This is a genomic window from Segniliparus rotundus DSM 44985, assembly GCF_000092825.1.
Lineage (GTDB): Bacteria > Actinomycetota > Actinomycetes > Mycobacteriales > Mycobacteriaceae > Segniliparus > Segniliparus rotundus.
This window is the reverse complement of record NC_014168.1, coordinates 2617563-2629820: the sequence shown is the minus strand read 5'-3', so window position 1 is coordinate 2629820 and position 12258 is coordinate 2617563. Positions and strand designations below refer to the sequence as shown.

Here is a 12258-nt window from a genome sequence, read left to right as displayed (position 1 = left end):
GTAGCGTGACCGCGTGCGCAGGCTGGAACCGCTTCCTCGCTTCGGTCGGCGGAGCGCTTTGTTGGGCGCGCTCGGGGCCGCCGTGCTCCTCGGCACGGGACGGCTGAGCGCCCGGTCTTCCTCGGCTGCGGGCTCGGACCTGTTCGCGCTCGGCGTCGCCTCCGGCGATCCGCTCCCCGACGGCGTGGTGCTCTGGACGCGCCTCGCCCCCGCCCCCCTCGCCGGGGACGGGTTCGGCGGCATGGGCGCGGCCCCGGTCACCGTCCAATGGCAAGTCGCCTCGGACGAGAAGTTCGCCCATATCGTGCGCGAAGGATCGGTGACGGCCACTCGCGAGCTCGCCCATTCGGCGCACCCGGAGGTCCACGGACTCGAACCCGACCGGGTCTACTACTACCGGTTCAAAGCGGGGCGGGAGCTCTCGCCGGTCGGCCGGACCCGCACCGCCCCCGCGCCCGGGGCGCACAGGGATCAGGTCCGATTCGCCTTTGCTTCCTGCCAGCGCTGGGACCAGGGCTATTACACCGCATACGACCATATGGCGGAGGAAGACCTCGACCTTGTCGCCCACCTCGGCGACTACATCTACGAGTATCCGTTCACCAGTGAGGACAACCTCCGGGGGGAGCAAGTCCCCGACGTGTTCAGCGCCCGCCCGACCGGCTTGCCCCGCTATCGGACCCAGTACGCCCTGTCCAAGCTCGACGAACCGCTCAGGCGCGCGCACGCGTCGTTCCCCTGGGTGGTCGTGTTCGACGACCACGAGGTGGAGAACGACTGGGCGGGCTGGCATTCCGGCTCTGAGTACCACACCCCCCGCGCGCAGTTCTTGGCCCAGCGCGCCGCCGCCTTCCAGGCGCGCTACGAGCACCAGCCGCTCCGCGTCTCGGCGCGGCCTCACGGCGCCAGCACACAGGACTACCGCAGGCTCGGCTACGGGAGGCTCGCTGATTTCTTCGCCCTCGACACACGGCAATACCGCGACCCCCAGCCGTGCTCCGGCGTCTTCGGCTCCGACTGCCCGGAGCGGACCGCGCCGAACCGGGTGATGATGGGGGACCGGGAGCGGGCCTGGCTGCTCGACGGGCTCGCGTCGAGCAGGGCGGTCTGGAAGGTCGCGCTCAACCAGGTCCAGATCATGCAGACGCGGCTGCGGCTGCCCAAAAGCGCCGACGCCGCTACAGGCGAGCGGGGGATCGGCTACAACGTGGACTGCTGGGACGGCTATCCCGCCGAGCGGGCGAAATTGCTCGGCGGCGCGGCGCGGCGAGGGATCGAGAACTTGGTGGTGGTCACCGGCGACACGCACAAGAACTACGCCGGCGACCTCAAGCCCGACTTCGACGATCCGGCCTCACCGGTCGTCGCCGCCGAGTTTGTGGGCACCTCGATCTCTTCGGGCGGGGACGGCAAGGACGTGCGCGAGCAGGAGGCGCAGATGAAGGCGGACAATCCGCATTTGAAGTTCTTCAACGACCAGCGCGGCTATGTGACCTGCGAGCTCACCCCCGAACGGTGCCGAACCGACTACCGCGTGCTGGATTACGTGCAGCGACCGGGGTCTCCGATCGCCACGCTGCGCAGTTTCGTGGTCGAGTCGGGCCGCCCGGGGATTCTCGACGCCTGATCCCGCAGGGGCGCGGCCCGGGAGCAAAGGGGCGTGATGGGTGTCATGCTCCCAGATGTGGCGCCGAGAGTTATTCTGAGGTTCGAGAGCAATCCGGCTCGGCGAGATTCGACGAGGGGCCCCCGGAATCGGTGTGCCGGTTCAAACTGCGACTGCGCCCACAGTTCGCGCACAGGTTTGACACAGCGACATCGCAGGTGGTGTTCACGCTCATCTCAGGCGAGAGGCATAGGGTCCACAGTATGACGATTTCCAGCATGCTGGCGGAGCACAACGAAGCCGCACCTCAGGCACACGCTGAGGCCGCGGTCCTCGATGTGGTGGTGCCGGTCTACAACGAGGAGCGCGGCCTCCCGGCTTGCGTGCGCCGTCTGCACGCTTTCTTGAGCGAGCATATGCCGTTCAGCACCCGCATCATCATCGCGGACAACGCCAGCACGGACGCCACGCTGGAGGTGGCCCACCAGCTCGCCTCGGAGTACGAGAACGTCGTCGTGCGCCATCTCGACCTCAAAGGCCGAGGCCGGGCGTTGCACGCTGTGTGGGGCGAATCAGAAGCCAAAGTCGTCTCGTACATGGACGTGGACCTGTCCACGGACCTGAAGGCGCTCCTGCCGCTCGTCGCGCCGCTCGTCTCAGGGCACTCGGACATCGCCATCGGCTCGCGCCTCGCCAAGGGCTCCCAGGTGGTGCGCGGCCCGAAGCGCGAGTTCATCTCCCGTTGCTACAACATGATCCTGCGCGGCGCGCTCGGCGCGAAGTTCTCCGACGCGCAGTGCGGCTTCAAGGCGATGCGCGTCGAGGTCGCCCGCGAGCTGCTCCCCCTGGTCCAAGACACGGGTTGGTTCTTCGACACCGAGTTACTGGTGATCGCGGAGTCTGCGGGCCTTCGCATCCACGAGGTGCCGGTGGACTGGGTCGACGACCCGGACAGCCGCGTGGACATCGTGCGCACAGCGCTCGACGACCTCAAAGGGGTGTGGCGGGTCGGCACAGCGCTCGCGACCGGCGAGCTGCCGATCCCGGAGTTGCGCAAAGCGCTCGGCCGTGAGCCGTTGGGGCGCTCGGGCTCCAGCATCCAAGGCGTGCAGCGAGGCATGGTGGGCCAACTGGTCCGGTTCGGCATCGTCGGCGTCCTCTCGACCATCGCCTTCGCCGTCTTGTTCCTGGCGCTGCGCCCCGCGCTCGGCGCCCAGGCCGCGAACCTGATCGCCTTGTTGACCACTGCGGTCGCGAACACCGCCGCCAACCGGGCGTTCACCTTCGGGGTCCGGGGCCGCTCCGGGGCTGGGCTGCACCATCTGCAAGGCTTGGCCATCTTCCTGATCGGATGGACTCTCACCTCCGGTTCGCTCTATGTCTTGCACACTTTCGTCAGCAGCGACCCCGGCCACCACATCGAACTGCTGGTGCTCATCGTCGCGAACCTCGTCGCGACATTGGTGCGGTTCATCGGGCTGCGCTTGGTCTTCCGAAGCCACCGCCGCACGCCGACCGCGTGAACGCGGACCCGGACCGGCTGCCGCTGGATTCCCTCGTGTGCGCTTGCTCCGCCGACTGCCGCTAGAGTTTCCCCGTGACAGTTGACACCGTCGAAGCCGCGAACCAGACCCCCGAGCAGCCGCAGCCTTTTCGCGAGTTAGGGCTCACCGAAGAGGAGTACCAGCGGATCAAGGACCTCTTGGGCCGTCGCCCAACGGATTCCGAACTCGGCATGTACTCCGTGATGTGGAGCGAGCACTGCTCCTACAAGTCTTCGAAAGTCCACCTGCAATACTTCGGCGAGACCACGACCGAACAGATGCGCACGGGCCTTCTCGCCGGGATCGGCGCGAACGCGGGCGTGGTGGACATCGGCCACGGCTGGGCGGTCACCTTCAAAGCCGAGTCGCACAACCACCCCTCGTTCATCGAGCCCTACCAGGGCGCGGCGACCGGTGTGGGCGGCATCGTCCGGGACATCCTGGCAATGGGGGCTCGTCCCGTCGCGGTGATGGACCAGCTCTGCTTCGGGGCGGCGGACGCCCCCGACACACGTCGGGTGCTCCCCGGCGTCGTCGCGGGGGTCGGCGGCTACGGCAACTGCCTCGGCTTGCCGAATATCGGGGGGCAGACCCTCTTCGACGACTGCTACACGGGCAATCCTCTGGTCAACGCGCTGTGCCTCGGGGTTCTGCGGGCGGACGCGGTCCATGAGGCCAAAGCAAGCGGCGTGGGCAACCTCGTCGTGCTGTACGGAGCCCGCACCGGCCGCGACGGCATCGGCGGGGTGTCGGTGCTCGCGTCCGAAACCTTCGAGGGCGAGTCCGCGGGCGGCGGCAAGAAACTTCCCGCGGTCCAGGTGGGCGACCCGTTCATGGAGAAACTGCTCATCGAGTCGAGCCTGGAGATCTTCGCGGCAGGACTCGTCGAGGGCATCCAGGACCTCGGCGGCGCGGGCCTGTCGTGCGCGATCTCCGAGCTGGCGGCGGCGGGAGACGGCGGGATGCGCGTGACGCTCGACAAAGTGCCCTTGCGGGCCGCCGATATGACCCCCGCCGAAACCCTGTGCAGCGAGTCCCAGGAGCGGATGTGCGCCATCGTCTCGCCCGAGAACCTGGCGGCGTTCCTCGCCATCTGCGCGCGCTGGGAGGTCACCGCCACAGTCATCGGCGAGGTCACCGACACCGGGCGTTTGCAGGTGGACTGGCATGGCGAGCGGATCGTCGACGTCGTCGCGCGGACCTTGGCGGACGAGGGGCCGGTGTACCGCCGCCCGGTCGAACGCCCGGCCTTCCAAGACGCCCTGGCCGCCGACACGTCGGCGGGGCTGCGCCGCCCGGTCGGCGGGCCGCAGCTGCGCGAGACGCTGCTCGCGCTCGTCGCCTCGCCAGGACTGTGCTCGAAACGGTTCATCACCGAGCAGTACGACTCCTTGGTGCGGGGCAACTCCGTGCTCATCCCCGGCGCGGACGCCGGGCTGGTCCGCGTGGACGAGGAGTCCGGGCTCGGCGTCGCGATCGCCACCGACGCCAATGGCAGGTTCACCAAGCTCGATCCGTATCGGGGGGCGCAGCTTGCCCTCGCCGAGGCGTACCGCAATGTCGCCGTCACGGGCGCTGCGCCGAGGGCCGTCACCAACTGCCTGAACTTCGGCTCGCCGCAAGACCCCGGCGTCATGTGGCAGTTTTCGCAGGCGGTGCGTGGTTTGGCGGACGGTTGCGCGACGCTCGGCATTCCCGTGACCGGCGGAAATGTGAGTTTCTACAACCAAACCGCAGACGTGCCGATCCATCCCACTCCGGTCGTCGGCGTGCTCGGCGTCCTCGAGGACGTCGCCAGCGCTGTGCGGGTGGGCTTCGCCCCGGATCACGGCCAGGTGCTGTTCCAGCTCGGCGCGACCCGTGACGAACTGGACGGTTCAGCGTGGGCGCAGGTGTGCCACGGGCATCTTGGCGGACAGCCTCCTGAGGTTGACCTCGAAGCCGAGCGCCGTCTCGCGGAAGTGTTGCAGGCCGCCACGCGGCAGGGCCTGGTGAACGGGGCGCACGACCTGTCTGAGGGCGGTCTCGCGCAGGCGCTCGTCGAATCGGTCCTCGCGGTCGGCGTCGGCGCCCGCGTGATCTTGCCTGAGGCGGCCGATCCGTTCGTGTCCCTCTTCGCCGAATCGCCCGGGCGTGCGCTCGTCGCGGTCACCCACACCCAAGCGGGCGCGTTCGAATCGCTGGTCGCTTCGCGCGGCGTGCCGGTCCTGCGGGTGGGCGTGGTCGTGCCGGGCAGCGCCGAACTCGAAGTCCAAGGCCTCTTCACTGTCGGCCTTGACGAGCTGCGAAGCGCCCACGAGGGAACCCTCCCCGCGCTGTTCGCCTAACCGCCGCGCTGGACGAAGGCGGCAGGCAGGTCAGGAGAGACGATGGCGCGACGGTCGGCGGCAGACCCGCATGAGCTGCACGCGGCCTTGGCCGCGGTGGCGCCATGGCTGCGGGACGAGTCTGAGCCCGCGCCCGAGCGCGCGGCCTTGGCCGCCGCGGTGCGGCTCACGGCCCGCACGCTCGCCGCGCTCGCCCCCGGCAACTCGGTGGAAGTGCGGGTGGCCCCGTTCGTCGCTGTGCAATGCGTGGCAGGCCCAAGGCACACCAGGGGCACCCCGCCGAACGTCTATGAGACGGACGCTCGGACGTGGTTGCTGCTCGCTGTCGGGCTCATCGACGCGCAGACGGCGCTGGAGCGGCAGCTAGTCTGCGCGTCCGGGCATCGCGCCCGCGAGGTGGAGCGGTGGCTGCCGCTCGCGGGGCTCGGCGACGGTCACTGAGCAGGAGCCGCCCCGTACGCGGAGCGTTGGAACCGGCCTGCGGGTGTGAAGCGGGCGAGGAGGGCGTCGGGGTCTTCGCCCGCTGCGTTCGCGACGAACTGCCGCCAGCCGTGCGGCTTGTCGAACGCGAGGACTGGGCGGGGATCGGAGAGCAAGGCGAACGCCGCTCCTGCGACGGCGGGGCGCACCTGCGCCGCCCCGAAAATGAGCCCGTTCGCCTCGGCGTAGTCGGGATCGCCGAGGTAGAGCCGAGTGGCCTCGTAGGCCGCTCGGATGCGGTCGGCGTAGAACTCCTCGAACACGGCGGTGAGCCATTCCCCGTCGAAGGGGCCGTTGTGCGCCGAAGCCGCACGCACGAGGAACGCCGCGTGCAGCAGGCCGGTTTGCGCGCCCTGCCCGGCGATCGGGTCGTAGGCGACGGCCGCGTCGCCGAGCGCCGCCACGGCGTGCCCGCTCGCCGTGCGCCCTGTCCCGCGGCGCACGAGCGGGGTGATGGCCCCGGAGAGCCAAGAACGGGGGTCGTCCGCGATGGTCCGCAGCGCCTCGGCTTCCGCGAGATCCCAATCGAGGTAGTCGCGGTGCAGTTCGAGCACGGCTTGATGGGCTTGGGCGAGATTCGTCGGGGCGGTGAAACGGCGCTCCCAATCGCTGCCCGGCTTCCCCCAGGCGAGGAACGCCCACGACGGTCCAGCGTCTTTATGGAGATAGGGACCCCACCACGCTTCGCCTTGGTCGGTGACGAAGGAGAAGCTGCTGTGCCGCCCGCCTGCGGCGCTCCGGTGGGCGAAGACCTCTGGTCCGTGGCCGAGGCCGGTCAAGGTCACCATGAGCACCCGCCGTTGCGGGCTCTGGTACGCGGTGCGCGCGGGGTCGACGGGGAAGAGGCTCCCGAGCCCGTCCCGTCCGGTCGCGACGAGGACGAGGTCGTGGCGGCCCGCGAGCTCGTCCAAGCGGTCGGGTTCGACTTTCTCAACGCGCAGCTCGCCGCCGATGTCGAGGAAAGCGGTGATCCGCTCGTCCGCTTTGAGCCGGGTGTCCACGGCGACTGCGACGAATCCGGGGAACTCGGCGTCAAAGGCCAGGTGTTCCGGGCGTTGTGGTTGGGAGCCGTCGACCAGGCGCACGCTTTGCCCGGTGATGACCGGCGCGCGGTCCAAGTACGTGTCGAGACCGAGTTCTCGCTCGGCCTCGATGGACTGCCCGAACAGCGCCGCGGTCCCGGTCGCGGGCACATCGTCGCGCAACGAGCGTTGGTCGCGTTCGCTGATGAGCGTGGTCTGGAATCCTGCCCTCTGCAGGCCGTACGCAGCGGAGGCTCCGGTTTGGCCGGCTCCGATGACCAGGGCGGTGCGAGTGCGTTGAGCCATCCGCCGATCCTCGCACAGCCTCGGTCGGGGCGGAAGGTCTGCGCTCAGCGTGAGTGTGGTTTCAGCCCTCTGCGGCGAGGGCGGTGGCGAAGCCCAGCATCGCCGTCCCCGTCACGGCGTTGACGACGCGCTGGGCTCGGGCTTTGGCGAGCGCCCGGCGGGCGGCGCTCGCGGTGAGCGACACGAGCACGAGGACCACCGTTCCGACGCCCACCAAGGTCAAGCTGTAGGCCAACAGCCGCGCGACCGGCGCGTCGCCCGACACGAATTGCGGGAGGACCGCGAGATTGAACATCAGCACTTTCGGGTTCGTGATGTTGCAGAGGAAGCCCTGGCGCGCGTTGGACCAGAGCCGCCGCTTCGGCGCCCGCGTCGTTGCCGCCTCGTCCGAGGTCGCGAAGTCGCCCTTGACGGCGGCGCGGATCGCGCTGAAGCCCAGAAACAGCAAAGACAGCGCGCCGACCAAGCGAAGCGTCAGAAAAAGGGGCTGCGAACGGGTCAGCACCGCTGCCAGCCCCCACGCGACGAGCAGGCCCTGGGCCGCGGCGGCTGTGGCAATGCCGGCGACGGTGGCGAAACCGCGCGCCCGCCCGCCCACGACGGTCGCCTGGATCGTGAGCAGCATGTCCGGGCCGGGCGCCAAGGCGAGAAGCCCCGCGAAGAGCACGAAGGCCAGGTACTGGTGCATGCGGGAATTCTATCGTCCGGCGGCACGCGCGCCAAGCAGCGTTTTCTTGATCGACAGCGCCTTTCATACGGCGCGCTCGGCGCGGGTTTGGTACTCTTCCTCAAGAGCAGACGAGCCGGATCGTCGCGGTCGGCGCTTGGGTCGGCGGCGGGCTGAACAGCACGCCGTGTGACAGCGATTGTGAAAAAGAGATCGTTTTACTGGGAGAATGTGGTCCACGAAAATCCCAGGCGCCTGTTGAGGCCGTTCTTATCCGAGACGCTCGAACTCGCTCGGGCCACCGAAACGAGAGGCTGCGCGACGCGTGCCAATAATTGAAGAAGAAGCGAGCGATCAGTCGGCCCCGGACCATGATAGTGCCGGGCAGGCCGCGCCGGAGGCGACCGAGACAGAGGACGAGCTCTCGTCGGGAGACTTGTTCCGCGCGATCGGGGCCTCCGCCATCGGCAACGCCGCCGAGTGGTTCGACTACGGGATCTATTCGCTCACCGTGCCCTACCTTTCGCAGGTTTTCTTCCCCGGCGCGGCGAAGGAGGCGACGCTCTACGCGTTGTTGACCTTCGCTGTGTCCTTCCTGGTGCGCCCGCTCGGCGGTATTGTGTGGGGGCCGCTCGGCGACCGCTGGGGCCGTCAGCGCGTGTTGTCGTTGACGATCATCCTCATGTCGGGATCCACCTGTTGCATCGGCCTGTTGCCCGGGCATGCCGTGATAGGGGCCGCGGCCCCGGTCATCCTGATCCTGCTGCGGCTCTTGCAGGGGTTCTCCACTGGTGGCGAATACGGCGGAGCGGCGACCTTCATGGCGGAGTGCTCGCCGGACCACCGCCGTGGCCTCTGCGGCAGCTTCCTGGAGTTCGGCAGCCTGCTCGGATACGCCTTCGGCGCGCTCCTCGTGCTCTTTGTGGCGCTCTTCGCCTCAGATTCGCAAATGGCCGAATGGGGTTGGCGGGTGCCGTACCTCATTGCCGCGCCGCTAGGCCTGGTCGGGTTGTATTTGCGCTCCCGTTTGGATGACACGCCCGCGTTCCAGGAGCTCGAGGCCTCGGGGAATGCCAAGGGGCGCCGCGGCCGCCGGCTCCAGAAGCTGGTGAAGCGGCAACAACAGCCGCTCGTGATGGTGTCCGTGTACCGCAAGGAGCTGTTGCTCCTGGCGGGTTTGGTCACCGCGTTCATCGTGCCGAACTACACGCTCTTGACCTATATGCCCACGTATCTGCATTTGCATCTGGGCATGGGGTCCTCGAAATCCCTCGCGCTCATGCTCATCGTGCAGCTGGGCATGATGGCTGTGCTGCCGTTCAGCGGGGCGAGTTCGGACCGGGTCGGTCGCAAGCCGGTCTGGCTGGTCTCTTTGGCAGGTTTGTTCGTCTTTGCCGCGCCGATGTTTTTGGTGATGCGCTCCGGCTTCGCAGCGGCGGGGATCGGCCTCGGCGTGCTCTGTTTCTTCCACGCCCTGCAGCTGTCGATGATTTCGTCGACCTTCCCCGCCATGTTGCCGACGCATGTGCGCTTCGCCGGGTTCGCCATTGCCTACAACATCGCGGCCTCGGTCTTCGGCGGCACGACTCCGGCGGTGGACGAATGGCTCATCGACGTGAGTGGCTCGACGCTCACCCCGGCCTGGTACATCATGGCGAGTTGCGTCGTCGGTCTGGTCTCGTTGGTGTTCGTCACCGAAACGGCCGGGGTCTCCCTCAAAGGCTTCCGCGTGCCGGGCGTCGGCCCCGAGCAGCCCGCGGAGGACGAATCGGTGTGACCGGGCCGCCCCGAAGCCAGCCTCCGGGCGGCAGGGCGGCTCGCCGTCTGCAAGGATGAAGGCATGGCGCAGATCGTGCTCGACCATGTCAGCAAGAAATACGCGAGCGGCGCAGTTGCAGTGCGCGACGTGGACATCACCATCGAAGACGGCGAGTTCGTGGTGCTCGTGGGGCCTTCTGGCTGCGGGAAGTCCACAACGCTCGCCATGATCGCGGGATTGGAGCCCATTTCTTCCGGCGAGCTGCGCATCGGCGGCAAGCGAGTCAACGAAGTCGCGCCGAAGGACCGGGACATCGCGATGGTCTTCCAGTCCTACGCCCTGTACCCGCATATGTCGGTGCGGCAGAACATCGCTTTCCCGCTGGCCTTGCGCAAGGTCCCCAAGGCCGAGATCGCCGCCAAAGTCGACGAGGTCGCGCAGATCCTCGACCTCGCGGCGCTGTTGGACCGCAAGCCGGGGCAGCTTTCCGGCGGGCAGCGCCAGCGCGTCGCGATGGGCCGGGCCATTGTCCGCCAGCCCAAGGCGTTCCTCATGGACGAGCCGCTTTCCAACCTCGACGCGAAACTGCGGGTGCAGATGCGCGCCGAGATCCTGCGGCTGCGCCGACGTTTGCAGACCACCACCGTCTACGTCACGCACGACCAAACCGAAGCGATGACGCTCGGCGACCGCGTCGTGGTGATGCAAGGCGGCGTGGTGCAGCAGATCGCGGCCCCGCAAGCCTTGTACGACCAGCCGAAGAACCGTTTTGTCGCCGAGTTCATCGGCTCCCCGTCGATGAACTTCCTCCCCGGCGAGTTGTGCCCGCAGGGCGTGCGCACCGCTTTCGGCCTCGCCGAGCTGCCCGCAGCGGCGCTCGCGAAAGCCACCGCCGCCGCGAAGGGCTCCGATGTGCTGCTCGGGCTTCGTCCCGAGCATTTCGTTGAAGACCAGCGCAGTTGTGAAGACCAGCGCAGTTTTGAAGACCAGGGCCGTTGTGAGGACCAGCGCCGAACGGGCGAGGCTCCCGGTCCCGCCCTGGTCGGGACCGTGCCTGTCGAGGCCGAGGTGGACGTTGTGGAATCGGTGGGCTCGCACCGCTACGTCTTTTTCTCCGCCAACGACCAACAATTCGTGGCGCGCGTGCCCGCGCACTCGGCGGCGCAAGCGGGCCAGCGCCACCTGTTGCGCTTCGATCCGGCCAAAGCTGTGGTGTTCGACGCCGCGTCCGGCGAGGCCATCTCGCACTGAGGCCGTTTCGCACGAGGGCCTGGCCCTGCGGGCGCCGATCGCGCCGATTCTCGCGAACCGGCGGCGCGCCTTAGCCCTGTGGCTGATGTGGCGCGTGATGATACAGGTCATGAAGGTTTCTCTCCTCTCCCGCAAGTCTGAGTCGCTGCCCGGCGTCCTGGCCACCGCTCGGGTGGGCCGGGACACGAACAAACTTTTGCGCAAGGTCAAAGAAGGCGACATCGTCGTCATCGACGAGCCCGACCTCGACCAGGTCACGGCGGACGCGTTTGTGGAGAAAGGCGTGGCGGCCGTGGTGAACGCAGCCCCGTCGATCTCCGGCCGCTATCCCAATATGGGGCCTGAGGTGCTGGTCAGCAATAATATCGCGCTGGTTGACTCGGTTGGCGACGACGTCTTCCACAAGGTGCGCGACGGCGCGCGCGTCCGCCTCCACGAGGGCGGCGTGTACAGCGGCGAGAAGCTCCTCGCCGAGGGCGTGGAGCGCGACGAGGCGCAGATCGGCGAACTCATCTCGGGCGCGAAAACCAGCCTCATCAACCATTTGGAAGCCTTCTCCGGCAACACCATCGAGTTCATTCGGGCCGAGAGCCCCTTGCTGATCGATTCGGTCGGCATCCCCGACGTGGACGTCCGGATCGAAGGCCGCCATGTCGTGGTCGTCGCGGAAGGCGAAGACCACGAGGAAGACCTCAAAGCCCTGCGTCCTTTCATCCGCGAGTTCCTGCCGGTGCTCGTCGGCGTCGGAAAAGGCGCGGAGGCGATTGTCCGCCAGAAGCTGCGCCCCGACCTCATCGTCGGCAACCCCGAGCTGATCTCGGCCGAAGCGCTCAAGAGCGGCGCGCAGGTGATCCTCCCCGCGGAGTTCGACGGCACCGCGCCCGGCCTGGAACGCATCCAAGACCTCGGCATCGGCGCGGTCACCTTCCCGGCCTCGCTCGAAGAGGCCGACCTCGCGCTGATCTTGGCGCACCACCATGGGGCCTCGATCATCGTCACCGCGGGCCACACCGCCTCGCTCGGCGACTTCTTCGACCCGGCGCAGCGCGGTTCGAGCCCGTCGATCTTCCTCACCCGTTTGAAAGTGGGGCAGAAGCTGGTCGACGCGAAAGCGCTCGCCTCGCTCTACGCGACCAAGCACACCGGCGGGTTGGTCGCTTTCTTGCTGATGCTGCTGATTGTCGCGGGCGTGGTGCTCTTCATGGCTTTCGGGCAGCAGATCCACTTGGCCGCCAGCGTGGAATCGCTCTGGCGTTCGCTCGCCCAGTCCATCCAGGGCTGGCTCACGTAGGCGCT

The 12258-nt window shown here is 68.1% G+C and carries 9 protein-coding genes; 7 read left to right on the top strand and 2 right to left on the bottom strand.

Annotated features, from left to right (window positions below; translation table 11 throughout):
* Positions 1-13 precede the first annotated feature (13 nt).
* The 4 genes from SROT_RS12785 to SROT_RS12770 all read left to right on the top strand — a co-directional run bounded on the left by SROT_RS12785 (position 14) and on the right by SROT_RS12770 (position 5918).
* Positions 14-1627 carry an alkaline phosphatase D family protein gene (locus SROT_RS12785; RefSeq protein WP_041407325.1) on the top strand — a complete coding sequence of 538 codons (1614 nt, stop codon included), beginning with the start codon at positions 14-16 and terminating at the stop codon, positions 1625-1627.
* A 242-nt stretch (positions 1628-1869) separates the two neighbouring features.
* Positions 1870-3129: a bifunctional glycosyltransferase family 2/GtrA family protein gene (locus SROT_RS12780; RefSeq protein ID WP_013139441.1), complete on the top strand. Its 1260-nt coding sequence runs from the start codon at positions 1870-1872 to the stop codon at positions 3127-3129.
* 74 nt (positions 3130-3203) lie between these two features.
* Positions 3204-5477 carry a phosphoribosylformylglycinamidine synthase subunit PurL gene (purL, locus tag SROT_RS12775; protein WP_013139440.1) on the top strand — a complete coding sequence of 758 codons (2274 nt, stop codon included), beginning with the start codon at positions 3204-3206 and terminating at the stop codon, positions 5475-5477.
* Between the two features lie 42 nt (positions 5478-5519).
* Entirely contained in the window at positions 5520-5918 is a 399-nt protein-coding gene (locus SROT_RS12770) for a sterol carrier family protein (RefSeq protein ID WP_013139439.1), read from the top strand.
* Here SROT_RS12770 and SROT_RS12765 read toward each other — a convergent pair.
* Complete coding sequence (locus SROT_RS12765) at positions 5912-7285, bottom strand: styrene monooxygenase/indole monooxygenase family protein (RefSeq protein ID WP_013139438.1); 1374 nt, start codon at positions 7283-7285, stop codon at positions 5912-5914. The genes SROT_RS12770 and SROT_RS12765 overlap by 7 nt on opposite strands.
* Positions 7286-7346: 61 nt before the next feature.
* Positions 7347-7973, bottom strand: coding sequence for a LysE family translocator (locus SROT_RS12760; RefSeq protein ID WP_013139437.1), 627 nt, complete (start codon positions 7971-7973; stop codon positions 7347-7349).
* A 313-nt stretch (positions 7974-8286) separates the two neighbouring features.
* Here SROT_RS12760 and SROT_RS12755 point away from each other — a divergent pair, with 313 nt between their 5' ends.
* The 3 genes from SROT_RS12755 to steA all read left to right on the top strand — a co-directional run bounded on the left by SROT_RS12755 (position 8287) and on the right by steA (position 12253).
* A complete protein-coding gene (locus tag SROT_RS12755; RefSeq protein ID WP_425358200.1) occupies positions 8287-9729 on the top strand; it encodes an MFS transporter in 1443 nt (480 codons plus the stop codon).
* Between the two features lie 63 nt (positions 9730-9792).
* Positions 9793-10962 (top strand): ABC transporter ATP-binding protein, encoded by a 1170-nt coding sequence (locus SROT_RS12750; RefSeq protein WP_013139435.1) that lies wholly within the window; start codon positions 9793-9795, stop codon positions 10960-10962.
* Positions 10963-11071: 109 nt separating this feature from the next.
* Positions 11072-12253 (top strand): putative cytokinetic ring protein SteA, encoded by a 1182-nt coding sequence (steA, locus tag SROT_RS12745; protein WP_148223444.1) that lies wholly within the window; start codon positions 11072-11074, stop codon positions 12251-12253.
* Positions 12254-12258: the final 5 nt, after the last annotated feature.